The sequence below is a fragment of the Kamptonema sp. PCC 6506 genome, assembly GCF_000180455.1.
GTDB lineage: Bacteria > Cyanobacteriota > Cyanobacteriia > Cyanobacteriales > Microcoleaceae > Kamptonema > Kamptonema formosum.
This window is the reverse complement of the sequence record NZ_CACA01000110.1, coordinates 1-26,821: the sequence shown is the minus strand read 5'-3', so window position 1 is coordinate 26,821 and position 26,821 is coordinate 1. Positions and strand designations below refer to the sequence as shown.

At 42.3% G+C, this 26,821-nt stretch carries 14 protein-coding genes; 5 read left to right on the top strand and 9 right to left on the bottom strand.

Going from position 1 to position 26,821, the window contains the following annotated elements:
- Positions 1-163 precede the first annotated feature (163 nt).
- Together OSCI_RS06690 and OSCI_RS06685 are read right to left on the bottom strand one after the other, a co-directional pair.
- Entirely contained in the window at positions 164-598 is a 435-nt protein-coding gene (locus OSCI_RS06690; protein ID WP_019487793.1) for a hypothetical protein, read from the bottom strand.
- 274 nt (positions 599-872) lie between these two features.
- Complete coding sequence (locus OSCI_RS06685) at positions 873-3,962, bottom strand: GAF domain-containing protein (protein WP_019487792.1); 3,090 nt, start codon at positions 3,960-3,962, stop codon at positions 873-875.
- A 323-nt stretch (positions 3,963-4,285) separates the two neighbouring features.
- Between OSCI_RS06685 and OSCI_RS06680 the strand changes: the two genes are divergently transcribed.
- Entirely contained in the window at positions 4,286-5,461 is a 1,176-nt protein-coding gene (locus tag OSCI_RS06680) for a pyridoxal phosphate-dependent aminotransferase (protein ID WP_007354120.1), read from the top strand.
- Between the two features lie 208 nt (positions 5,462-5,669).
- Here OSCI_RS06680 and OSCI_RS06675 read toward each other — a convergent pair whose 3' ends face one another.
- The 5 genes from OSCI_RS06675 to OSCI_RS06660 all read right to left on the bottom strand — a co-directional run bounded on the left by OSCI_RS06675 (position 5,670) and on the right by OSCI_RS06660 (position 15,196).
- A complete protein-coding gene (locus tag OSCI_RS06675; RefSeq protein WP_007354119.1) occupies positions 5,670-7,205 on the bottom strand; it encodes an ATP-binding protein in 1,536 nt (511 codons plus the stop codon).
- Positions 7,206-7,248: 43 nt separating this feature from the next.
- Entirely contained in the window at positions 7,249-12,588 is a 5,340-nt protein-coding gene (locus tag OSCI_RS06670; RefSeq protein WP_007354118.1) for a trifunctional serine/threonine-protein kinase/ATP-binding protein/sensor histidine kinase, read from the bottom strand.
- 490 nt (positions 12,589-13,078) lie between these two features.
- On the bottom strand, positions 13,079-13,846 hold the full coding sequence (locus OSCI_RS06665; RefSeq protein WP_026103848.1) for an RNA polymerase sigma factor SigF: 768 nt from the start codon (positions 13,844-13,846) through the stop codon (positions 13,079-13,081).
- Between the two features lie 362 nt (positions 13,847-14,208).
- Positions 14,209-14,385, bottom strand: coding sequence for a hypothetical protein (locus OSCI_RS29695; RefSeq protein WP_155523425.1), 177 nt, complete (start codon positions 14,383-14,385; stop codon positions 14,209-14,211).
- Positions 14,357-15,196, bottom strand: coding sequence for a photosystem II manganese-stabilizing polypeptide (locus OSCI_RS06660; RefSeq protein WP_007354116.1), 840 nt, complete (start codon positions 15,194-15,196; stop codon positions 14,357-14,359). Before OSCI_RS06660 ends, OSCI_RS29695 begins: the two co-directional genes overlap by 29 nt.
- A 391-nt stretch (positions 15,197-15,587) precedes the next feature.
- Between OSCI_RS06660 and OSCI_RS06655 the strand changes: the two genes are divergently transcribed.
- The 3 genes from OSCI_RS06655 to OSCI_RS06645 all read left to right on the top strand — a co-directional run bounded on the left by OSCI_RS06655 (position 15,588) and on the right by OSCI_RS06645 (position 18,156).
- Complete coding sequence (locus OSCI_RS06655) at positions 15,588-16,184, top strand: IS607 family transposase (RefSeq protein ID WP_007354115.1); 597 nt, start codon at positions 15,588-15,590, stop codon at positions 16,182-16,184.
- Positions 16,185-16,229: 45 nt separating this feature from the next.
- Positions 16,230-17,687, top strand: coding sequence for an IS200/IS605 family element transposase accessory protein TnpB (locus OSCI_RS06650; RefSeq protein WP_007354114.1), 1,458 nt, complete (start codon positions 16,230-16,232; stop codon positions 17,685-17,687).
- A gap of 109 nt (positions 17,688-17,796) precedes the next feature.
- Positions 17,797-18,156 (top strand): hypothetical protein, encoded by a 360-nt coding sequence (locus tag OSCI_RS06645; protein ID WP_007354113.1) that lies wholly within the window; start codon positions 17,797-17,799, stop codon positions 18,154-18,156.
- A gap of 4 nt (positions 18,157-18,160) precedes the next feature.
- Here the strand turns inward: OSCI_RS06645 and OSCI_RS06640 are convergent, their stop codons facing one another.
- Positions 18,161-19,750: a calcium-binding protein gene (locus OSCI_RS06640; protein ID WP_007354112.1), complete on the bottom strand. Its 1,590-nt coding sequence runs from the start codon at positions 19,748-19,750 to the stop codon at positions 18,161-18,163.
- 243 nt (positions 19,751-19,993) lie between these two features.
- Here OSCI_RS06640 and OSCI_RS06635 point away from each other — a divergent pair, with 243 nt between their 5' ends.
- Positions 19,994-21,031, top strand: coding sequence for an Ldh family oxidoreductase (locus OSCI_RS06635; protein ID WP_007354111.1), 1,038 nt, complete (start codon positions 19,994-19,996; stop codon positions 21,029-21,031).
- A 228-nt stretch (positions 21,032-21,259) separates the two neighbouring features.
- Here OSCI_RS06635 and OSCI_RS06630 read toward each other — a convergent pair whose 3' ends face one another.
- A complete protein-coding gene (locus tag OSCI_RS06630) occupies positions 21,260-26,611 on the bottom strand; it encodes an AAA family ATPase (protein WP_007354110.1) in 5,352 nt (1,783 codons plus the stop codon).
- Positions 26,612-26,821: the final 210 nt, after the last annotated feature.

The window sequence follows — 26,821 nt, the reverse complement described above, 5'->3', positions numbered from 1 at the left end:
TACCCAGTATTTAGACTTTAGTTGTACTTAATTATACTATAACGGCGAGTTGAACAGTTGCCGTCTACCTTGAGATTGATCTAAAAAGACAATACAAAAAACCTCCAGCCTTTAGAAACTGGAGGTTTCAGAGAAAATTGCCTGTTTTTTAGCCGGAGAGTAACTATTTTGCGATCGCAACTTCTTTTTCCACTGTGTCACTGCTGACAACTTCCTGTATAACTAAATCAAGTTCACCCCCAGGCGCTTCGGGGTGCTTATAAACCAGTTCATCTGCAAGGATCTCTTCTGAATCCTCAATATCGTCGAAAGAGTCAGTCATAGCAGCACAAGCAGCTTTAGCTTGTTGACCCGCACGACAACTCATATAGCCTGCCCCTAATCCCAGGATGCCAGCGATGCCTGTAAATGCGATCGCAGCTTTATTCCAAGGATTGATTTTATCAGACCCCGAAGCAGGAAACGTTGGCCCAGTAGTAGATTTAGAACCACCCAATTCACTGAATGGACAAGCTGCGGCGGAATTTGCCGCAGAGAAAGCGATCGCGCCTGATAGGGCAGTTGCAGAGATGATAGCTAATACTTGAAACTTTTTCATGAGGTTGTAGCTTTGTAAAGATAATTAAGACAATAATGGTAACAGGTCTTTTACAAATGTATCAACGTTTGCAATCGCTCCTAATTTTCTCGCTCCTCTCTGGCGATCAATAAGAGTGAATTGTTATTTTCTTCTGCCGCTTAGTGACAGCAGAGGGATATTGCAGAAGTCCGCTAAAAATTTCAGTCTCAATAAACTACAAATCAACCTCTACCAATTAGCAATTAGCAATTAGCAATTAGCAATTAGCAATTAGCAATTAGCAATTAGCAATTCAATTGTGTCCAGCCAAATTAGCCAGTACCGCCGCTAACAAAGCTGGTTCGACAGGTTTAGGAAAGTGCAACTGAAAGCCAGCCTGCATTGCCTGTCGTCGATCCTCATCCCTAGCGTAGGCCGTAAGTGCGATCGCAGGAATGTATCCCCCACGTTCGGCCTCCAACTGTCTGACTTTGCGAATTAACTGATAGCCATTCTCACCAGGCATTCCGATGTCGCTCACCAATAGATCCGGCCTCGCCTGTTCGATCGCTTCTAGAGCCAGTTTCGCAGAACTTACCGTCTTGACCACAGCCCCAAATTGCCCCAACACAGTAGCAATTAACTCGCAGGTATCCGCATCGTCATCAACTACCAGTATTCGCACCCCAGATAAAGGAGTGGGTATGCCGCGAATTACTGAGGGGGGAGTTGTAGGTGATTCGGCTGGTAGAGGTTCCAATGGGCGATCGCTCACTCCCTCTGCGATCGGTAGCTTGACAGTAAAAGTGGCTCCCTCACCTATCCCCCCGCTGGTAGCCTTAACAGTTCCGCCATGCAGTTCAGTCAAATAGTGGGCGATCGTTAGTCCCAATCCCAGTCCGCCATGAGGTCTAGTAATCGACCCGTCCGCTTGCCGGAAACCTTCAAAAACCTGGGGTAAAAACTCAGGGGCGATACCAATACCAGTATCCTTGACACAAATCAACGCATACTGCAATTTCCGATTTTGCTTTTCCCCAATACCTCCAGGGATCAAACCAGAAGATTTTGGATTGCCTAAGTGCCAGTCGCTACCCCCCCATCCCCAATCTCGATCCAGTCGCACTTTTACCCTACCTCCGACAGGTGTAAACTTGATGGCGTTGGAAAGTAAATTCCCGACAACTTGGTGCAAGCGATCCGCATCGCCCAAAACTGCGATCGTAGGATCGGCCTGTAAAAACTCGATGGCAATATTTTTAGCCTGAGCTGCTGCTAAATGGGTATCGACTGCTTCCTGAATAATTGGCACTAGGTTTAGAGGTTCTACCTGAAGGCGAATTTTACCGCGAATGATCCGGGAGACATCCAGAATGTCATCGATCAGTTTCGCCTGCTGCTTGGCGTTGCGCTCAATTGTCTCCAACGCCTTATTTACCTTCGTTTCATTCATTTTGCGGTTGCGAAGAATTTGCGCCCATCCCAAGATCGAATTTAGTGGCGTGCGGAGTTCGTGGGAAACCATCGCTAAAAACTCATCCTTAATCCGGTTAGCAGCTTCCGCCTGCTGGCGGGCAATCTGTTCGGCCTCGTACAAATTAGCGCGATCGATCGCCATTGCCACGCGATCGCCTGCTAACTGTAGCAACTGCAAATCTTCAGAACTGAATTGCCGCACCTCCACAGTCCCAACATGAACGACCCCCAAGACTCTACCTTCCACCAGTAAGGGTACACCCATCAACGACTGAATCTGGCGCTCTTGCAGTAGGGGACTATAAGCTTGAGTATAAGCGTCGCGCTCGATCGATAGCGGTTGGCAATCCGCTGCAATTCGTCCCGCCAAGCCAAGGCCCAGGGGGATACGGACGAAACGATCTATTTCTGCCTCCAACCCTTTAGCTGCCTTCAGCGAGAGAGTATCGTCAGTATCCACCAGCAAGATCGCCGCTGTATCCACGCGCAGAATTTCGCTAAGCCGATCTAGCAACTCCGAAAGTAAGTCATCGATCGCCAGGGGAGCGATCGCAGCATCCGTCACCATTTGCAGACCGTGTACCCGCTCGGCAGATAGCTCCGCCAAGGCCCGCGCCGCCTGTTCTCGCTCCAAAAGCAGCGATCGCTCTGTTTCCGCCTGCTTTTGATCGTCAATATCAGTACAGGTTCCAAACCATTTCACAATTTGACCCCCTTTGTCCCGCAACGGCAAAGCCCGACCCAAATGCCAGCGGTAGCTTCCGTCTGACCCCCGCTGGAAGCGATACTCGATTTCGTAATTTTCCCCCGTTGCCACTGCGTGGTTCCAAGCCTCCAAACAAGGCTGTAAATCCTCTGGGTGCAGTATTCTCTGCCATGCCCACCCTTGTGTTTCCTCTAAAGTTTTTCCCGTGTAGTCGAACCAACGCTGGTTGTAGTAATCTAGATAGCCGTCTGGCCTAGCTGTCCAGACGATCTGGGGAATAGTTTCGGCTAAAAACCGATAATTCCGCTCGTTAGCCTCAGCTTCGGCCCGTGCTGCTTGCTCCTGCTCTAAAAATTGGTCGCGTTCAGCTTCAGTCAGTTGGCGTTCTATAGTTTCAGCCAAAATGTTCGCTACAGCTTGAAAGAAATTAATATCATCTTTAGTAAATTTTCGTTGCTCCTTAGTGTGTGCGCCTAGAACGCCCCAAGGTCGGTTTCGGCCACTAATAATGACGCTCATACCTGAAATTACCTGATGTTCCAGCAGCAATGGCGGGCCGCTGAACCGCGTTTCGGTACGCAAGTCGGTAACGATCGCAGGTTCAGAGGAAAAGAGGGTGTAACCAGCCTGAGAATCTAGATCTGCACCTATAATGGCGTTACCTACGAGTCCTTCACGCCAACCGATACCCGCCCGTAGTAGCAAGGCGCGGCTGTCGGGAAGCAGTTCCAAAAGTTTGCAGTATTCTACTTCTAGAGTGTGGGCAACGAGGATAACAGTTTCATCCATGAGGGCAGAAAGCTCTGTATCCGCAAGCGCTTGTTGACCCAGCATCGCGATCGCTTCTTGCTGCCGGTTGCGATTTCTGACTTCTTTTAGGCTAAGGAGCAGCGTTTTTTCTGCTTTCTGGCGGCTGGCGTTGAGGCAACTGATGAATGCGGCTACGGTGACGAAAGAGCTCAATAACAGGATGTCGCCAAAACCTGTAAAGTGCAGCGAATTGAGCGGCTCTAGAAAATAGTAGTTAATGACCAGGGTACAGACGACTGCGGCTACTAAGCCAGGCCCAAAACCACCGTACCCAGAACTCAACACTACGGCTGCAAAAAATAATGGCGTAGGGGTGGAGTCTAGTAGCGGTTTGAGCAACAGTGTGAGCATGAGCGCGATCGCCACTGCTAAGATCGCGACCCCGTAGCGCAAAAAGTGGGAAGGCTTCACTATCAAGTTATTCCACCTATGAGGCCAATGCAGGGAAAGCATTTTTTAATGATGAGACGTAAGTTGCGCCTATAATTTAGGCAGCAATGTGATTTTATCTAAACATATCCAAGAGTATTGTGATTTGGGTGCGGTTAACTCGAATTTTCACCCTCCGCAGGACTCTGTACAAGTTTATCTGACTTTGGAGCTGGGCGAGCTTTTCCCTTAAAAGTCAGGGAAGTGTCAAAATTACCTGATATTAGGGTTGAAGGTAGCCGCAACCCAATCTAAAATCTAAAATCTAAAGTCTAAAATCTAAAATCTAAAAATCTAAAATAATCATGATTCAACTGGCAGCACGAGTGGGCGAAGTTCCTCCTTCTTTAACTTTGGCGATCGCAGCTAAGGCTAAGGCAATGAAGGCTCAGGGGATTGATGTTTGTAGCTTCAGCGCTGGGGAACCGGATTTTGATACACCCGATCGCATCAAAGCGGCGGCTAAACTTGCTTTAGACTCTGGCTTAACTAAATACGGCCCTGCTGCTGGAGAACCGAAACTCAGAGAAGCGATCGCTCGCAAACTACGCGAGGAGAATCATCTCTCTTACCAAGCTGAAAATATTATTGTTACCAATGGCGGCAAACATTCTCTCTACAACTTAATGATGGCGCTGATCGATCGGGGAGATGAGGTAATTATTCCATCTCCCTACTGGTTAAGCTATCCAGAAATGGTAAAACTCGCTAGTGGTAAGCCTGTAATTGTTCCGACTGATGCTTCTACGGGCTATAAAATCACACCCGAACAACTGCGTCAAGCTATTACTGACCGCACGAAGTTATTTATCCTCAATTCTCCTTCTAATCCGACGGGAATGGTGTATTCACCTGCGGAAATTAAAGCTCTGGCAGAGGTTGTAGTTGAGCGAGATATCTTAGTTGTTTCTGATGAAATTTACGAAAAAATTATCTATGATGGAGCCGAACACGCTAGCATCGGTTCTTTTGGCAAAGAAATCTTTGAGAGAACAATTATTAGCAGTGGCTTTGCTAAAGCTTATTCAATGACCGGCTGGCGCATTGGTTATTTGGCAGGGCCTCTAGCATTAATTAAAGCAGCAATCACTGTTCAAGGACACAGTACATCGAATGTTTGTACTTTCGCACAATACGGCGCGATTGCTGCTTTTGAAGGCGAACAAGACTGTGTTGAAAAAATGCGTCTCGCTTTTGCACAAAGGCGACAGGTAATGTTTGATTTACTCAATGCCATACCTGGAATTAGTTGCGCTAAACCTGATGGCGCTTTTTATATGTTTGTCAATATTGCCAAAACTGGCATGACTTCCTTGGAATTCTGCGATGCTTTGCTAGAACAGCAGCAAATTGCGGTAATTCCGGGTATTGCTTTTGGCGCTGATGACCACATTCGCTTATCGTATGCGACTGATTTAGCTACAATTGAAAAAGGAATGGAAAGGTTAGATAAATTTGTCCGGCAAGTTATGCCTTTGTAAACTAAACTGTTAGCTTGGTAGTTGGTTGTCAGTTAGTTAGTAGGGTGGGCGCTCGCCTCAACCATCTATCGATGAAAGTAACAAGCTTCAAGTGCGAGCGCCCACCAAACCCGCTTAGCAATTAGCAATTAGCAATTACCAATTAGCAATTAGCAATTAGCCATTAGCAATTACCAATTACCAATTACCAATTACCAATTACTAATTATCAATTAGCAATAGCTACCGCGAGATTACTTGGTATACAGATAGTCGGCATCTCAATAATAAACTGCGTTCCCTGCTCTGGCGTAGAAAAACACTGCAATTGACCGCAGTGTTTTTCTAGTAGGATTTTTCGGCTGATTGACAATCCCATACCTGTACCTTTTCCAATTGGCTTAGTAGTAAAAAATGGAGTAAAAAGTTTAGAGCGAACTTTCTCATTCATGCCAATACCATTATCAGCAATTGTTACCCGAATACCTGAATCAAAGCTAGTATTTTCATGGGAACTACCCGCTACAACTTCGGTACGAATCAAAATTTGGGGGTTAAAAACTGCACCCTCTTCTCCACTTCCTCGCTCTTCTAAAGCATCTATAGCATTAGCTAAAAGGTTCATAAACACCTGATTGAGCTGACCCGCATAACAGGTCACAAGCGGTAATACACCATAGTCTTTAATTACATTAATAGCAGGACGATCTGGCTTAGCCTTGAGTCGGTGCTGTAAAATCATCAAAGTGCTATTAATCCCTTCGTGGATATCCACTGATTTGATTTCCGTTTCATCCAATCGCGAAAAATTTCGTAGAGATTTTACAATATTGCGAATGCGTTCGATCCCTAACTGCATGGAAGAGAGCAGTTTTGGTAAATCTTCTATGATAAATGGCAACTCTGCGTCTTCTATTTCCTTGAGAATTTCTGCTTCTGGTTGCGGGTAATACCGCTGATAGAGATTCAACAGATAGATGAGTTCTTTGATATAGTCATTGGCATAGGAGAGATTGCCGTAAATAAAGTTAACTGGATTGTTAATTTCATGAGCGACACCTGCAACTAATTGACCGAGACTAGACATTTTTTCACTTTGAACTAGCTGGAGTTGTGTTTCTTGCAGTTCTTTGACAAAATGCTCTAAGGTGAGAGCTTTTTGGTGTTCTTTTTCTTCACTGATACGAAGTGCTTGCTCTACTTGTTCGCGCCGCTCTATTTCCGACTGCAATTTCTGACCTAGAGAAAAACTTCTCAAAGCTGTTAGCACTGTAGTATATAGCTTTGATGTCGTTAACTCAGTTTTAGTTTTATAGTCATTAATATCATAATTGATAATAATGCTTTTTTCGGGAACTTGTCCGGGTTGACCTGTGCGTAAAATAATTCGCACCAAATGATTGCCTAACACTTCTCGAACATATTTAACAAACTCTAAGCCAGCATCATCTGTTTCCATAATTACGTCAAGCAGAATGATGGCAACATCAGGATATTCGTGGATTAACTGTTTCGCTTCCTTCGCGGAATAAGCGCTAATAAACTTTAAAGATTTATTTTCAAAAACAAACTTTCTTAAGGCAATATCGGTAGCTGTGTGAACTTGAGCCTCATCATCTACAATCAAAATTTTCCAGCTTTCAGTCGGGGTAACTTCAGCTACTTCATCGGCAAAAAATAACTCTTCATCTGAGTTAACTTCTTCAGCAAAAAGCACTTTTTCAGAAGAACCTTCAGTTAAAAAGCTATAAATATTTTTGTCCATTGCTGCTCACCTTTATGAATTACTGATGTTTTGAGTTGATCGACTAAGGTTTTGAATCAATTTGCAGAGGTAGCTTAATAATAAATTTTGTTCCTCCTCCCACCTCACTTTTACATTCTATTTCACCCCGAAGTTTTTGGGTAACTAAATTGTAGACAATATGCAATCCCAATCCGCTACCACCCTGACCCCGTTTGGTAGTAAAGAAAGGCTCGAAAATTTTAGTTAAATTTTCTGGAGGAATGCCTTGACCATCATCGGAATATTCAAAGCTAAGTCGATCGCCATCTTGCTGCCAATTAAAAACGAGCTGACCAGATTCGCCAGGTTCGTAAGCATGAATCAAAGAGTTCATCAGCAAATTGGTGGCAACTTGGGATAAAGCACCTGGATAAGAATCGATGGCAATTTGGGGGTCTCCATTAAGTTTGAGCGAATGTTTGCTATTTCTTAATTTGGGTTTTAATTGGATTAAAATTTCATCCAGATAATCTCTTACCCGAAAAGTTCGGCGTTCTTCGCTAGAGCGATCGACTGCCACTTCTTTAAAGCTCTGAATCAGTGCTGCCGCCTGATTTAGATTAGTTAGAAGTGTATTACTACTCTGGAGCGCTATATCTAAAAATTCTTCTAGCTCGGAGCGCTTCATTTTGCCACTATTATAAATAGATGCAAATTCTGTGGTATGTTCTGCTAAAGCTGAAGCAACAGTGACACCAACTCCGACGGGAGTATTAATTTCATGGGCAACGCCAGCGACTAATCCTCCCAGAGATGCCATTTTTTCTGATTCCACGAGTTTACTTTGGGTTGCTTTTAAAGCATCCAGCGTGTTGGATAATTCTTGAGTGCGATCGCCTACTAACTGCTCTAAGTTTTGATTGAACTCCTGTAAGTTATTGTAGAGCTGGGCATTTTCAATGGAAATAGCTATTTGGGCTGATAACAATTTTAACAGTTCTAGCCGATCTGTAGTAAAAGCTCCTTCTGTCAAGTTATTTTCCAGGTAAAGAATGCCTGTCAGCTTGCCTTGGTGTACCAGGGGAGTGCAGAGAATCGATTTCGGTTGAGTGGCGGCAATATAAGGATCGCGGGTAAATTGTCCCTCTTGAGTAGCGTTATTTAAAACTACATTTTCCTGGGTGCGGATGACATAGTTAGCGATCGCACTTGCTAGTTTGGGTATTTCCTCAGAATCAGCTTTTGCATTCAGGGGAAGCGATCGCAACACGCTCACTTCATCTTTCTTAACAGAACCTTCAGCCTCAATCGCCCAGTTTCCCGCTTTTTCTAAAATCAAAAAGCCTTTTTCAGCGCCAGCATTTTCGATCGCGATTTTCATCAACCTTTCCAGCAACTTACTCAAAACGATTTCACCTGAAATCGCTTGAGAAGCTTTCATGACTGTGGCTAAATCTAGCGTATCTCCCAAATTAGTGCTAGTAGTAGTAGGCACAGTAGTTTTTCGGTTAGCTTTTGTTTGAGTTATTGTCTTGGCTGATGTTCTAGATAGGAATTGGGGATATTTCTTTTCTAAATCCTCAACTTTAGCTATAGCGCCCCAGAGTTGGTAGCTATAATGAGCATTTTGCATATAAACTTGGGCGATCGTTTCTTTCCCCCATGACAAGTAAAATTTAGCTGCCAGTTCGTAAGCAAGTGCTTCTTCATGAATGTATTTGTTTTCCTTAGCAAGGGAAATAGCTTTGTCATACATTTCCATTGCCTCTACTTTTTCACCTAAAACCCGATACCATTCTGCTTCTACTAAATAGAATTTGTGCAGATAATTCATTGGAGCATGATGCGCCCATTTATCCATTTTTTCTTGATTAGCTTGTACTCTGTCAAGAATGCCCTGCTGCTCTGACTGTGGAGTATCAGAATACACCGCCAACCACACCAAAGAATCGTAAAAATGGAAAACGGGAACAAGGGGCAATCCTAATAGAACGTCTAAATACTTTTCTGCTATAGTACTATGCTCAATGGCTTCTGAGTAATTTTCAAACCAATAACTCAGTAAAAATTTATTCCAATATATGTAGGCAACTCCCGTTTTGTCATTTGCTTGCTGGTGCAATAGCAACTTGATCTCCTCATCGCAGGCTTCACCCTTTAGAAGCGATGGATTTTCACTTTTTCCGAGCAAATTTAAGGTAGCCTGTCGATAGGTTTCTATATAATTAAGCGCTGTTTGTTGCTTGATTTGATGAGCAGCGTCTCTGTAAGTTGCCATCTCTCTTTCAAGGACAGTCAGTTCTTTGCCGGTAAAGTAAGCGAAATAGGAGTACATCATTAGACCAAAGGCAGCCCATTCTAAATCTCCCGTCTCCATTCCGCTAGAGTAAACTGATAACAAAGGCTCTAAGGTTTCTTTCAAATGCTCTTTCCAATGTCGGATAAATATATTTACTACGAGAACTGTCTTGGCTTTGATTTCGGGAGCATTTAACTTTGACAATAGATTTACAGCCAATTGACCAAACTGATAGCCTGAATCAATATCTCCCACAACTCCGCAAAGCAGAAGACCATAATTGGCATAAGCAAAGGGAGACACAGAAGCATTACCATATTGGACAGATAAATCTACTTGTTTGCATACCGTCAAGGGCAACAGTTCTGGGGCGGCAATATATGTAGCAGCAAAGATACTTGATAAAAGTCTCATGGCTGCTAGTTTATAGGGATCGCTCATTTGAGGTAGGTCGATTAATTCCTCAATTCGCTTCCCATTCAAAATTACCGCAGTTTCCCCTAGTGCCTGCTCAACATCTGACGGTTTCGGCGCTTGGGGAAACTCTACTCCTAACAGCTTTACAGCCTGTAACGCTGTATTAACTGCATCAATTAGCTTGTTCTGCGACACATAAGCTTGCATCTGGACTTCATATACTTTCACTTTGTCCAGTAGCGTTTTGGCATGGTTTTGTACTATCTCAACGAATCTCTTCATTTGGTCAAAATCACCACTCAGAAATGCTGCCTCTGCTGCTTCGGTATGTAGTGCTAATGTCAGTTCGTAATCATGAGTCCAGCTATCTTTTACTAGCAGTTCCAAACCTGCTTGCAAATATTCGGTAGCGGCAGCATAAGCCGTTGCTGCTTTGGCTTTCTGACCTGCTGTTAAATTAAGTTTTGCAATTTCAGTTTGTTCGGATTTGTCACTAACCCCTTCAATTCCTAAATTCAGATGATCGACGATCGCAAATATTTCTTCCGTTCGCATATCGGTTGATATATTTTGCCAAAGCAGGCGACCAATTTGCAAATGGACTATTTTTTTAGAAGTTTTCTCAATCAGAGTATAAGCTGCTTGTTGCACGCGATCGTGCAAAAACTTATAATTAGTAATGACTAGAGGAGAGTTAACAATTTCTTTTTCTGTTACGCCTAATTCAGAAGTGGCTAAAATTAATCCATCTTGGATGGCGGGAAATAGCTCTTGAAACGTTTCGGTCGTAGATTTTTCGTTGACTATAGAGATAGTATTTAAGTCAAAACTATTACCAACACAAGCGGCCAACCGTAAAACCTGCTGAGTTAAATTTGGCATCTTTCTCAATTTACCGACCATCAACTCAACGACGTTATCGGTAATCCCTACTGCTTCAATTTCTGAAATATTCCAATCCCAGCTTCTTTGCAATAAATTGAAATTCAGGAGGTTTTCTTCATAGAGAGTTCTGAGGAACTGATTGACAAAAAAAGGATTGCCTTGAGTTTTACCAACGACTAACTCAGCTAGGGGCATGATTGAGCCTCTATCCATACGCACAGTATCAGCAATCAATTTAGCGATATGTTCGATATCTAATGCAGTTAAGATAATTTGGTTAATAGTCGCGCCTTGGTTTTGCAGCCCCTCCAAAGTCATTATCAAGGGATGTGTGGGGTTAACTTCGTTATCTCGATAAGCACCAATTAAAAATAAATATTTCGTTTCCTCATCTGCCATCATTACTTGTAGCAGTTTCAAGGTAGCAGAATCCGCCCATTGTAAATCGTCCAGAAATATGACTAAAGGATGCTCGACTGAACAAAATACCCTAATGAATTTTTGAAAGACTAAATTAAAGCGGTTTTGTGCTTCTGTAGCCCCTAATTCTTGCACTGGTTGCTGTTGGCCAACGATAAGTTCTACGTCGGGAATGACATCTATAACGATCTGACCGTTATCACCAAAAGCGGCTAAAAGTTTTTCTTTCCAGGCGGCTAGTTGCGTTTCGCTCTCAGTTAATAGTTGCTTGACTAATGACTGAAAAGCTTTAACAATAGCTGAGTAAGGGATATTGCGTTGAAATTGGTCGAATTTACCAGCAATAAAATAACCTCTAGCCTTAGTAATTGGTTTATAAACTTCTTGCACTAAGGCGGATTTACCAATGCCAGAGTAACCCGATACTAACATGATTTCTGTCGTGCCATTGCTGACGCGATCGAAGGCTGACAATAAGGTTTCAACTTCTCGTTCTCTCCCATAGAGTTTTTGGGGTATTTGAAACTTATCGGTAATATCTTTTTGCGCGATCGCGAAATCTGCAATTTCTCCTTTTGTCTGTAATTGAGTCAGGCATTCCTCTAAGTCAGCGATGATTCCCCAAGCACTTTGATATCTCGCTTCAGCCGTTTTTGCTAACAGCTTCATCACGATATCCGCAATCCCTTTAGGAATTGCTGTATTAATTTCATGTGGTGATACTACTTGTTTCGCGATGTGACAATGGACTAATTCCATTGCATCGCTGTAATCACAGGGCAGTTGCTCCGTTAGTAGTTCGTAAAAGGTAACTCCTAATGAGTAAAAATCAGTGCGGTAGTCTATGACGCGGTTCATTCTACCGGTTTGTTCCGGCGATATATAGGTAAGAGTTCCTTCTAAAATATTGGGGTTGTTAATACTAGGATTTTCGCGCGATAAGACAGAAGATATGCCAAAATCTATGATTTGGACTAGCCCTGTGATTGAGTTAATGATAATATTGCTGGGGTTGATATCTTTATGAATAATGTTATGTTGATGAATTTGACCTAAAGCTCTGGTTATTTTTATCGCTGTTGACAAAAACTCCTCTAAGGTAAATTTGTGAGAAGCCAACAAGAGTTTTAATGATTCTCCACCACAATCCTCAAAAATAATAACCAAACTGTTCTGGTATCTTTCTAAACTGTAGGTTTTAGGTACACTTTCTAGGTTGAGATTGCGCGTAATCTCGTATTCCTGCTTGTATCTAACTAATGAGGCTGGCATCGGATAATCTTGCTTGAGAAATTTGAGAATGATGGGTTGGTTGTCTTGCTTTCTCACTCCCCGACAAACTAAAGAATTATTACTTTCATGAATTTGGTCGGTAATCTCGTAACCAGCTAAGTTAATCATTCTTGCAGTCTCTTTTAAGTATTAATACACAAATTTTTTATGAAGCGTTAATTTGCAATTTATATGTATTTATAATAATTAGACTACTTTAGAATTTAAGCAAAAATAAAGGTTTTAAATAAAGTTATTTATTTTTAACATTTCTTTAAAAAGATAAGTAATGATTCATGTCGAGATTGCGAGCGCTCGAAAGCTTATTCGACAAACAGGTAAGAGACACTAAATGCCATCACCGTCGATGTTCATAAGGTGTCTTTACTATGGAGCATGAGCCCGATAAACTCTAATTAAGGCTTGGCGAACTTCATAGGTCGGTTGAGGTACTGTGTTCTAAATTAAGATTTAGCCCTACATAGATATCTCTGAAAAATAATCCGAGCTTAAATGGTTGCTTGGTCTGAAAAAATACTTAAGTTCGGTCGATGTCTAATAGAAAGATTGCGATCGCTCCCAAAAATCTTAAATCTATTTTTCTTCAATCTTCTAATAGTTATTTAGTCATCATTTCCTTGAGCGAATCCAGTCCTTTCTTGACTCGCCGAGAAACTGTCACTGCACTAATACCTAAACGTTCGGCTGTCTCTTTTTGCGTCAAATCGTAGAGGAAAACAAACTCCAAGATTTCGCGAGTCCGCTCTTCCAACTTAGCCAGAGCTTGCTGTAAACGAATTCGATCCTCTTGAGCTAACTGAAAACTGCGATAGCGATTATCTGGTACTAATTCTCCCAGACAAGTAGCACCTTCTTCTTCATCCTGTAGGGGAGCATCCAAACTCAGAGGGGAGCGATTGCGACAGGCTAATTTAATTTCTTGCCATTCTCCCACAGAGATATTCAGAGCTGTTGCTACTTCAATATCAGTAGGGTGGCGATTCAGCCGCACTTGCAAATCCTTGACTATCGAGGATGATTGACGTTCTAGAGTTAGCCAGTGGCGAGGTACGCGGACAGAAGGGCTTTTATCGCGCAAATAGTGCTGAATTTCACCTCGGATGTAGGGAATAGCAAAAGAACTAAAGGCATTGCCCTTTGACATATCAAACCGCTCAATAGCTCTAATTAAGCCAATAGAACCTACTTGTAGTAGATCGTCGTAGCTTTCAGTGCATTGGTGAAGCCAGTGGTGAACTTCTTTCCTCACCAGTCCGATGTTGAGTTTGACTAATTCGTTGCGTACTTCGTTTGAAGGAGCTTGTTGGTACTCCCGTAACAATTGTAAGCTTTCAGTTTTTAGGTCATTGTTAACTCTGGTAGACATGGTGAGGTTTGGGTTGGTAGAGTAGACCACTGATTGTGCTTGAGCTTCAGTATGGCAAATTTTGCTTAAACTGCTGCGATCGCGGCACCAAACAGAAGTGATCGAAGACACTTTAAAGGAAATATAGGATGCTTTGCGCTTTGGCTCTGTCAGGTTTTTTCCTGTAGTTTTTGCCCTTATCCTATATTTCCTTTAAGTGCGTATCTTACTTGATTATCGATGCGATCGCAAGACCCTATTTAAGTAGACTGAGCAAACTTTTTAACACCAGAAGTAAGCAACCGCTTTCGTAGGTTAGGGGCTAAGCCCCTTCTTCCTAAAAAAAGAGGGGCTAATTGCCCCTCCAAGTATCTCAAGCAGAGTCAGTAGAGAAAACTTAACCCCTGAAAACTAGAGGCTAAATCTTTCGCCTTAGTTTGGAGCGGGTAGCGCGATCGCTCATGACTCAGAAATGCAGTTAATTTCTTCAACAGTGACAAGCGATCGCCCACCTCTGCCAACCCCCCGAAATTAGGACTCGGAGGGTTCAATGCGAGCATAAAATAAACCGCGAATTTTGACTTCAAGGGATGGTCTAGCTCCCAAGTCAGTATCAGAAGGTTGTTCGCTCTCAAAAATCCCGCCAATTTCACCCGTGCTACCATTCACCTTAGCAACTTGCAGAGAAATTTTACCTGCTTTAGTTTGGGTGTCAGCCAACTTGACATTAGCGCGAGTGAGTTCGCCTTGTTCGCCTTTCCCTTGAAGAGCCACAGCATTGTCATAACCGGTAGACACGCCGCGACCTTTAGGATCTAGGAAACCAGCACTGCGGTAGGAGGGAACGTTAAAGGTTCCTTCCAAATCAGTAGAAGTATTGAGAGTAGCCGATCCTGGTTCGGACTTAGCAACTAGCTCTTTAATGGTAAACAGGAAAGGTACTTGTTCGCCGCCGGGAAGCTGAACAGTAATCGCTTGGAAATCTAAGCCGTCCTCTTCCTTGAAAGTCAGAGTACCGTCAGAACTAACCTTTAGCCTTCCTTGTACCTGATCGATGCTAGATGTAAACCGGGTCAGCAATTTACCAGGAATATATTCAGCCTCTTGTCGCTTATTAACGGGTTCTTCCTTAACAAAAAAACTCGTTGGCTGCAAACACAAACCAGCCACCGAATAGGTGCTATCTGAAGCCAAAGGAATTGACCCACGAGCGGTTTCTGGCAAACTAGGGCAGTTATTTGCCAAGCCAGTGCCTCTAATTTGGTCGTAGGTTAGTGCCTCACTACTAGCAACCGTCGGCCCTTCTGAGCAAGCTGTCAGTACACTCAAGCACAGAGCTAGGAGTGCAACAATTAAAGCGCGATACCTCATTGTCAACCTCAATATCCAACATCGGAATAATAAATGTAGAAAGCCCTACTCTGGGCAAGACGCTGTGCAGGCAGGGCAGGCTACGGCAACACAACCATCCAAAATACTCCGCTGCACTCGACTCAAATTTTGAGTAAGTGCGGTGAAGTTAAGCAATAACTTAAAATTTCTGAAAAGGTTCGGTTAATAGCCCAATACAGAATTGTACATGGCTTGTGCTCACATACTGACTTATGGTGGAAGTCAGGTTGTTCGCCAACTTGGTAGGCTAAGTTCATTATGGTAGCATCAACTGGTACAGTCGAGCATTGAGAAAAAAAAGTGGGTTAATGGCAGTTGACAAAATACCTAGAATTACCTATATTTCAAGCAGGTAATTCTAGGCAAAGCAATGGACAGACTAATTAGTATAGGCGAACTAGCGGAACTCAAAGCCGTCAGTGTAGACACCATCAGGCGTTGGGAGAACGAGGGAAAAATTAAATCAGTCAGAACCAATGGCGGACACAGGCGGTACAGGTTGGCTGACTTTGTAGAGCAAAAACTTGGTAAAACCCTTGCTTACGCCCGTGTTTCATCCCAAGATCAGAAACACGACCTTGATAGGCAAGACGCGGTGTTGTCTAGCTACTGTCAATCTAATGGCTGGAATTACGAGGTCATTAGAGACTTAGGTAGTGGCATGAATTATCGCAAAAAAGGTTTAAATAAACTACTCGCAGCTATTTTAGATGGTGATGTAGCGCGTCTTGTAATCACCCATAAAGATAGATTGCTTCGGTTCGGATCTGAACTTATTTTTGCTGTATGTGAGTACCACGATATTGAAGTAATCATACTAAACAAAAAAGAGGATGCAACCTTTGAAGAGGATTTAGCATCGGATGTTCTGGAAATTATCACAGTCTTTTCTGCTAGACTCTACGGCTCTCACTCAAGCAAGAATAAAAAACTTTTAGAAAAACTTGCAGAAGCTACGCAGCCGTGATACTATGCAGAAATAAAGCAAGATTCAATCAGGCTCTATAATCAGATGACACTTACATACTGCAAAGCAATCCCGACACCTATAGATGAGTTGAATGCCATAGGCAAAACTCAGCTAGAAATGTTTTTGGGCGCTTACGCACCAATATTCCACAAAGCAGTATGTGAAACCGTCAACTTTATGTTGTTGGGAGAAGGATTTAATAAGTCGCAATGGAACACACACCTACAAAAAACTTACGGGATTAGTAAACGTCATGCCAATGGTGTAATCTCATCGGCTAAGGGTGCTGTTGATAGTGCCGCATTGTGCCGCATTTCACATATAAAAACCTTGGAAGGCAAAGCTCAATCTTGCGAGAGTTGGCTGAAAAAAGCCGAGAAAAAACTCAGATTAGCTCGGAAATTTTACGCTAAAAAGAACTGGCAGAACAGTAAGACTGGCTGTGGATTCCCCTTATCTAGCTCCTTAAAGCATCGTCAAACTAATTGGCAAAATCTACGCTTTCAGATACACAACAAAAAACGCAAGCTGACCAAGTATCTACAAATATTAACCACTCTAAAGTCAATCCCTATCAAGGTTCGCGTCCCCAAGAATCAAGCCTTCGTCGTTGGCTCCAAAGATGAGTCTTATGGTAATCAGGTGTGTCAATGGGATGGTGACAACTTAAGGTTTAGAGTGCCAGTTTGTTTAGAATCTAAGTTTGGTAAAAATGTAGATTCTAAGATTGGAAACTTCCCTCGCAACATCAACCGATTACCAGCTACGGGTGCTAAAACTTGGCACTTCTACTACAAAGAGGATAAATGGTGTGTCGCTGTTAGCTTTACCCCATCAGAGATTAAGCAAGTATCACATTCCGTAAATTATGGATGTATTGGGATAGATCTGAATCCCGGCTCAATTGGTTGGGTTCATATTGATGCTGAAGGCAACTTGAAATCGCACGGTCAGATCCCATTGCAAACTGGTTTGCCAAACGGTAAACAACAGGATAAACTTGTTAAGGCTTGCCTAGAATTGTCGGCACTGGCTATCAAGTTTCAATGTCCAATAGTCTCTGAGGAATTAGACTTTGCAACCAAAAAAGAGCAACTTAGAGAGCGTGGCAATAAATACGCTCGGATGCTTTCAAGTTGGGCTTATTCTGAGTTTTTTAAGTTGTTAAATTCAATTCTTTCTAATAGGGGTGTTGAGCTTTCAACAGTCAATCCTGCTTATTCCAGCGTGATTGGCTTAGTCAAATATTTAAGAATGTATGGATTGGCTAGTGATGAATCGGCAGCGTTAGTGATTGCCCGTAGGGGAATGAGGTTATCGGAAAAAATACCAGGCTCTTTAACCGCCTTTGTTGAGGTGAAATCAACTAAGCACGTTTGGAGCCTGTGGAATCAACTGAATAAAAAAATCAAGCAATCTGGAATAATAACTAATAGACATAGTTACTATTCTAACTCTAACTGGGATTTCCTGGGCAACCTCAATATTGAGGAAGCGTAAGCGATAGGAAAGATTGCTTAAGAAACTTACACCGCTGAGTTTTGCTAGGTTTACCTAGATTTTCAAAAGCGGCTAATATAGCAACCACCAAGGGGATACCAGACAAGATATGGACAGGGACACAAATTTGGAGTCGGGAAAGTTGCAGTCTGAGTTGCAATCCCTTACTGAAGAGGTTTATGGTTTAGCGGAGAGTTGTCAAGGGAACAGTCTGCTACTTTTAGCTTTACTGCGGACTTTGGAGGGTTTGCACCGGGAAATTCGGGAGAACCTGTTTCAATCGTCTTTGCCAGATAACCGCCAAGCACTTTATCAGTTACTAAGGAATATTGAAGCGGAAGGCGGTTGGCCTTATATTCACCGCATGAAGTTGCGATCGTTTTTAAGTGGCTGCGATCGCCTCTCGCTTCTAGAAGAGGAACAGGATGAGTCTGAGTGGGATAACACTCAGACTCCTCTGGAGTTATAAAACTCTACGGCCACAAAGTCGGTACTGTTGGGTTGGATATCAATGGTGTCAGGTTGGGTTGCACTGGCAGGATACTTGGTACTTGACCAGGAATCACTGGCAACAGGCTATGCTCAGACGCGGGGCTGACGTTTATACCTGAGAGCGGCAATGTCGCTGGCGGATTAATTTCAGGTGGGGTAGTAAGCCTCGAAGTTGTGGTCGTGGGAGTTGGTGTGGGAGTTGGTGTAGCTGTTGGTGTAGCTGTTGGTGTTGGTGTGGGCGCAGGGGTAGCTGTTGGTGTGGGAGTTGGTGTGGGAGTTGGTGTGGGTGTTGGGGTTGGTGTGGGAGTTGGTGTGGGAGTTGGTGTGGGAGTTGGTGTGGGTGTTGGCGTTGGTGTTGGAGTTGGAGTTGGAGTTGGAGTTGGAGTTGGCGTTGGCGTTGGCGTTGGCGATGGTGTCCTAGTCGGTACTGATACCAACGTTTCGTCAACATCTATAAAATCATCTACAGTGATCAGCGCTGAAGGATTATCTACAAAGATTGCTAAAATCTTGCCGCCGATGGAAACAATAGTATCTCTGCGATTTAAACCATTGCCTTGCTGAACTTGGAGATCGTTAAAGGATAAATTGCTGGGCAACCCAACAAAATCTGCGGCATCGTCGTAGTCAGTAATTATAGACAAACTACCAGCACCAGAGCCTAATACAAATAAATCGCTACCACTACCGCCAGTCAGGGTATCCGTGCCCTCGCCTCCAATTAGGATGTCATTATTTTCTGCTCCCAATAAATTGTCATTCCCAAAGCCGCCAATGATAGTATCATCGCCGAGTCCTCCGGCGATGGAATCGTCGCCAAAGCCGCCATCAAGAGCATCATTAGCCTTGCCACCGAAGATAAAATCGTTATCGTCATTTCCAAATAAGGAGTCGTCACCTTCACCTCCTAGAATGGTGTCCGAGGCAGCGCCGCCGGATGCTGTATCGTTACCTTTACCGGCGTAGATTTGGTCATTGCCAAAATCTCCATTGAGTACATCGTTGTCAGCTTCGCCAAACAGGGTGTCCTCACCGTCGCCTCCAGTGAGGAAGTCTTGACCATCGCCACCTAAAAGTTGGTCGCTACCGCGATCGCCACTGAGAGAATCATTACCAGTATCTCCATACAAGTAGTCATCGTCAGCATTCCCAAACACGCTATCGTCATCTTCTCCACCTCGGATGGTGTCGTTGCCAGTACCGCCCGTGACGATATCAAAGCCCAGGTTGCCGTTGACAAAATCATCTCCAGCGTCTCCAAACAAGGTATCGTTGTTATCTTGGCCGAGGATGGTATCGTTTCCAAGACCGCCGTGAATGCAGTCATCACCGACTCCGCCGAAAATTAAATCGCGACCGCTGTTGCCGACTAAAGTATCATTGCCTTCTTCGCCTAGAATTGAATCAGCTCCATCTCCGCCGAAAAGCTGGTCTAGACCTTGGCTTCCTTCTAAAGTATCGTCTCCGCCTACTCCATAGATAGTATCATCGCCATCTAAGCCGCGAATTCGGTCGCTAGCTGGATTTCCTACAATTTCGTCGTTTTCGTCAGTACCGAATATATTTGCCATAATTGAATACGTTTCTCCTCAAAAAAACCACAGTTGATGAATATAGCAACCGCTTTCTGCGGTTAGGGGCTAGGGGCTACGATGCTCAGGACTAGGGAAAGAAGGGAAAGAGGGGAAGAGAGTCAATAGTTTGGGCCTTGAGTGAGTGTCTTAACCGTTGTGGCGGTTGCTATATCTCCAGTTTTAACTGAATTTGTCAATCCGGTGAGATTAAATCATAATTTTGAGCAAAATCACAAATAAATGTTAGCAATCTCTTCAGATAAATTATCTCTTTGGGTTAGGCAGGTTTTAATGGCAACGGGGATGCCTGAAAGTGAGGCAGAAATTGTAGCATCTGGTCTAGTACAAACAAGTCTCTGGGGAATAGATTCTCACGGTGTTGCGCGAGTTCCCCATTATCTAAATCGTCTCACTGGTGGCACTCTTAACCCTCGTCCTCAACTACAATTTACTGAGACTGGGGCGGCGACTGGTCAATTAGACGGCAATCATGGTTTAGGGATATTTGTGTGTCATTTTGCTATGGAAAAAGCGATTTCTCTGGCTAGAAATGCAGGGGTAGGAATTGTGGGGATTAGTAATTCTTCCCACTGCGGTGCGATTGGACTTTATACTCGCCAAGCTTGTTTAGCAGGGATGATGGGGATTGCTTTTACTCATACGGATGCTTTGGTGGTTCCCCATTTAGGAAAGCGGGCTTTTTTTGGCACTAATCCGATTTCAATTGCGATTCCTTCAAGGATTGTAGATCGACCGTTATGTGTGGATATGGCTACGAGTATAGTACCTTGGAATCGAATTGTAAATGCCCGTCGGGATGGTAGCTCTATTCCTTTAGGATTAGCGGTGAATGAAGAGGGAGAAGATACTGATGAATTGAGGGAAATGGTGGCGCTTAAACCTATAGCTGAGCATAAGGGATATGCCTTGGGATTTATGATTGATATGCTGTGCGGCCCTTTGAATGGGATGGCTTTTGGGCCTCATGTTACTAATATGTATAAAGATTTAAATAGAAACCGCTGTTTGGGTTCTTTGATGATAGCAATTGACCCTCAAAGGTTTGCTGGAGGTGCGTTACTTTCGCAGGTTGTGACTCAGGCGATTCAGGAGGTAAAAGCTCAGGGTGAGGCGATTCTTTTTCCTGGTGAACCTGAGTATGAATCGGAAACAAATCGCCGGGAAGTCGGTATTCCGATTGAAGCGGCAGTAGCTTTAGAGTTTCGGGATTGGTCGGAAAAGTTGAGTGTTATTCCTCCTGAATATGTTAATTGTTAGTTGTTGGTTGTTGGTTGTTAGTTGTTAGTTGTTGGTTGTTGGTTGTCATTGCAAGTTGCGAGGCACGAAGCAAACAGAAGTGAAGTGAAGCAATCCCAGGGGTTTGAGATTGCTTCGCGGAGCTCGCAATGACAAAACGTAAGCTAGGCGCTCGCCGCTCTTCCCCCTCTTCCCCTCTTCCCCTCTTCCCTAGCCCCTAGCCCCTAGCCCCTAGCCCCTCTTCCCCAGCTATTTCTGTTTCAAGACGACCAAAGTAATGTCATCAAAAACTTCTTGAGTGCCAATATAACGGCGAACATCGGCAATAATATTTTGCTGCATTTCCGTTGCCGATAAGTTGTAATTCTGACGAACTACGTCACACAATCTTTCTAGTCCGTATAGTTCCTTCTCAGGATTTTCCGCCTCAGTGATGCCATCTGTATAGAGGACAATTCCATCCCCAGGATTTAAGACTATTTCTAATTCACTGATAAAATCAGCAACATCTGATTCCAGGCCAATTGGAAAACCTAAATTCATTGTATCAATCAGTTCTAGGCTACCATCGGCACGGATTAAAATTACTTCTTCGTGTTGTCCGCTGATGCGTACAGTACCATCCTGATAGTCTAGTAAAGCCAGAGACAGCATTTTATCGGCATTCATCCGCTGGACGTTACCGTAAATTGTCTGGTTGACGGCACTTAAAAAGCGCACTGGGTCAGTTTCATTATTCGCTAATAATGCTCGTACCGCAGTTTGCGCCATAATCATTACCACACCACTTTCTAGTCCGTGACCGGTGACATCGCCAATGCCGATTTTAATCCGTCCATCTTGATTGAGCACGTCATAGTAGTCGCCGCCGACTTCGGTAGCTGGTTCCATGAATCCGGCGATATCCAGACCCGGAATTTGTTGCAATTCCCACTCTTTGGGCAGAATCATTTGTTGTAATTCGCGAGTAATATCTAGTTCGGCACTCATTCGCAAATTGTCTTCTTTGAGGCGTTCATTTAGTTTGACAATCTCTGTATTCGCCTGGGCTAATTCGGCAGTTCGTTCTTCAACTTTTTGCTCTAAGGTTTGGTAGAGGAGAGCATTTTCAATGGAAATTGCTGCTTGGGATGACAGAATTCTTAGCAGTTCTAAGCGATCGGCAGTAAAGGCATCGGTGGTAAGATTATTTTCTAGGTAAAGTAGTCCGATTAGTTTGCCTTGATTGATGATGGGAGTGCAGAGAACTGACTTGGGTTGATTTTCAACAATATAAGGTTCGTTGATAAAAAGTCCTTGGTTAGTTGCATCACCCAGTACCAAATCTTCTTGGGTTCTCATGGCATAGTTAATAATTCCTTGGGGGAGTAGGTCAGTGGTTTCTACTGACTGGGATTGCAAGACGGTGACTTCATCTTTGCCTACTTCTCTAGCGGCTTCAATCGTTAATTTATTGTTATTGACTAAAATCAGATATCCTTTTTGAGCGCCGGCATTTTCAATAGCAAACTGCATTAGTTTGGCTAGTAATTTTTCTAGGACAATTTCTCCGGCGAGAGCTTGGGAGGCTTTGATGACGGTTGTTAAGTCTAGGACTTCTCCATTGCTACCAGTAGAGGTGGTACTGGTGCGGTTAGTATCTGTTCTATTGGTTATGCGTACTCGCAACTGGGGATATTCTGTTTCTAAGGCTGTAACTTTGGCTTTGGCTCCCCATTGGGTGTAGCAATAATGAGCATTTCTGAGATACAATTGACCGATTTCTTCTCTGCCTAGTGATAGATAGAATTCTGCGGCGCGTTCGTAGGCTAGGGCTTCTTCGTGGATGAATTCTGATTTTTTAGCACCTTGGATAGCTTGTTCGTAAAGTTGTTGTGCTTCCCAGTTTTGACCTAGAATGCGGGCTTTTTCGGCTTCGACAAGAGCGTATTTATTTTGAAAATTTTCTGGGCAGTGTTCGACCCAGAGTTTCATCAAATGCTGATTTTCTTCTAGCTGCTTTAGAAATTCTCTTTGCTTTTCTATTTCACAATTGTTATACGCGCCTAGTAAAGCTAGAGAGTAATAAAAATTATGTTGTGGAGCAGGCAAATACGAACCACAAGATTGGACATATTTCTGAGCTTCCATACTTTGGCAGACAGCTTGACCATAATCTTTAAATAAATAATACAAAAGTGTTTTAGAAAAATTAGCAATAAATAAGAGCCATCCATTGTTACTTTGAATCCAATTTTCTAAATGTTCATTTTCTTCTTTTTGGGTAGAGCCAATGACCAAGCAACATTCTGGGTTATATATCCTTGTCAAAGTAATGATGACTTGATGAAAAATCTTCAAATAAGTAAAACTAAAATCTTTGTTTAATTGCTTAGTTAATTTAGTATATTTTACATAGTTTTCATTAGCATCTTCCAAATTATTTCCTTCAAAGAAAATTATTAAACAATAAGTTGAAATTAAAAAACCAGCATATTCGTTATTTCCTGAATCTATACCTCTTTGAATAGCAGTAAGAAGCTTTTCTTGTGTCGATGTACTTCTCAAAAACTCTTTCCAATGCCATATAAAACCATAGTATAAATGTGTAACAACAACTTCTAATTGGGAAATATTAGCTTGGCTCATTAACTTTATAGATAGTTGACCAAACTTATATCCGAGATCAATATCCCTTGTTACTCCACACAAAATAAATCCAGCATAAAAACTATAAGTATATGCAGCTAATGGAGGATTTCCATATTTTACGCAAATATTCATCTGTGTTAATAGCATCAATAAAAGCAATAAAAAATTCGTAGTAACTGTAGTAGGTAAAATGTGGTGAATGATCGATATAGCAGCAATTTTATACTCATCCTTTAGTGGCAGCAGATCAAATAAATCTTCAACCTGTATTTCTTTTAAAAGTAATGTTAAAGACTCTTGCTCTTTGTTAATTCTATTTTGGATTTCGACTGTTTCTTGAGGTATGATTATTCCCAATTCTGCCAAAGCTGTAACAGCAGTTTCTATCGCTTTTTTATGCTGAAATGTATCATAATAAAACATGATTTTTCCCTGATACATCCGCACTCTATCAAGAATTCCTTTGGTTTTTTGCTGGACAATTCCAGATATCTTTTCAATCTGCTCAAATTTAGCATTTAAGTAAAGAGATTCTAATGTTTCCAGATGAATATCTAGGCTTAATCTATATTGGGATTCCCAACTATCTTGAGCAAGCAGTCCTAACCCAACCTCTAAATATCTTAGGGAAGGTGCATAGGCTGTTGATATTTTGGCTTTTTGACCTGCACGAAGATTTAATTTAGCTAACTCGTATTTTTCTGACTGTTCAGTAATTAATTCCAAGCTCTCATTGAATTGATTGACAATTTCAAAAAGATTTTCTTCTAACAAATCTTCTTTCGTATTTTCTAGTAATAATCTTCCCACTTGCAAATGAACTGCTTTTTTTTCTGTTTCAGGAATCAGCGCATAGGCAGCTTGTTGAACTCGGTCATGCAAAAATTTATAGGGTATTGAATCTGGATACTGAGGAATAGAATTAGTAGAGATTACTAAAGTATCTTCAGATATTTCTTCTTGATTCCAGAGCAAAGGAATTCTATAATTTTCATTCAATGGTAAAATCAAACCTTCTTGGATAGCAGGCCAAAGGTCTTTAGTTGTATCAGCTTGAGATTTAGTATTGACGACAGAGAGAACTTCCAAATCAAATCTACTTCCAATACAAGCAGCTATTTTTAAAGCTTCTTGCGTATTTTTATTCAGTTTTTGAATTTTTTTAATCATTAAATCAACTACATTTTCAGTTATCTGAATACCTTGGATTTCTGCAATATTCCATTGCCAGCCTCCTTGTTTTTGACTAAATGAAAATAAATTATCCTTGTATAGAGATTGCAATAGCTGGGTTAAGAAAAATGGGTTTCCTTGAGTTTTACTACTCACCAATTCTGCTAAATTTTTGCAATTTTTTATTGAACTACTTAGGGAGTCGGCAATTAATTGATTAACCTGTGATGTTGTTAAAGGAGAAAGGATAATATTATTAATATTAACACCTAATTTTTGGATTTTTTCTAAGGTGAGAATTAAAGGATGAGTGGCATTGACTTCGTTATTCCGGTAGGCTCCGATCGTCAACAGGTATTGACTATTGGGTTCAGTTGTTAATTGTTCAAATAAATTCAGAGAGGGTAAATCTGCCCATTGCAAATCGTCCAGAAAAATCGCTAATGGATGTTCTTGTTTGCAAAAAATGCTGATAAACCTTTGAAAAAACAAATTAAATCTATTCTGAGATTCAGTCGCGCCTAATTGTTCGACTTGGGGTTGTTTGCCAATAATTTTTTCTAGTTCTGGAATGACATCAATAATGACTTGAGCGTTAAGTCCCAATGCTTCTATAATGCGTTCTTTCCAAGTTTGCAATTTGGTAGCAGGTTCGCTCAGAAGTTGCCGGATTAAGTCTTGGAAGGCTTGGCTAATTGCTGCATAAGGAATATCCCGCTTTAACTGGTCAAATTTTCCACTGATAAAGTATCCGCGCTGACGGACGATAGGTTTATGAATTTCATTGATTAAGGCTGACTTGCCAATCCCTGAATAACCAGAAACCATCAATATTTCGGTGCTGCCTTGGCTAACTCGTTCAAAGGTAGTTAACAGTTGAGTAACTTCCTGTTCCCGACCATAGAGTTTTTGAGGAATCCGAAACTTATCGGAAATATCTCGATTGCCTAGAGGAAAGACAGAAATTTGACCTGTAGTTTGCAGTTGATTTAGGCAGGTTTCTAAATCTGCTTTGAGTCCCCAGGCGGTTTGATATCTTTCTTCTGGAGTTTTAGCTAACAATTTCATCACAATGTTAGAAACTGCTTCAGGAATAGTGGATATTATCTCTTGACAGGCTGCGGGTTGTTGAGCAATATGGCAATGCACTAACTCAATGGGGTCAGTTGTTGGAAAAGGTAATTGGTGGGTTAGCAATTCGTAGAGCGTGACACCGAGGGAATAAAAATCGCTGCGATAATCTATGCCTCGATTCATTCTGCCAGTTTGCTCTGGCGCTATATAAGCTAAAGTACCTTCTAGTTGATTTAGGTTGCGAACCGTCTGGTTTTCTTCAGATAAACGGGTAGCAATTCCAAAGTCAATGATTTTGAGTTGTTTGGTTTCTTGGTTATAGACAATATTGGAAGGGTTAATGTCTTTGTGAATAATATTTGCTGCATGAATAGCTGCTAAACTTTCCGCTATCTCGATGGCAATGGTGAGAAATTCTTTTAGAGTAAACTGGCGCTCAGAAATTAAAGATTTTAAGGATTTACCTCCAAAGTCTTCTAAAAGTATTGCTAGGCTATTTTGATGGCGTTGAGATTGATAGGCTTTGATAACTCGATCGCTATTTAAAGAGCGGATAATTTCATATTCCTGCTTGTAACGAGTGAAAGCAGAGATACTAGGATAGTTATCCTTAAGGATTTTAATAATAATTGGTAAATTTTCAGAGAGAAGAATACCTCTATAGACTAAAGATTGCTCGCTTTCATGGATTTGTTCACCGATCTGATAATTTGTTACGCTCATAAGTTGCTCAATATTTAATCTGGGTAGTTTAGGGATTTTTTAATAGAAGCAAGTAGGGTGTTCTACCCCCAACCCCCTTAGAAAGGGGGCTCTACCCCCAACCCCCTTAGAAAGGGGCTTTTCGGTTCCTCCCCTTAGAAAGGGGGCTTTTCCGGTTCCTCCCCTTAGAAAGGGAAAGGGGCTTTTTCCGGTTCCTCCCCTTAGAAAGGG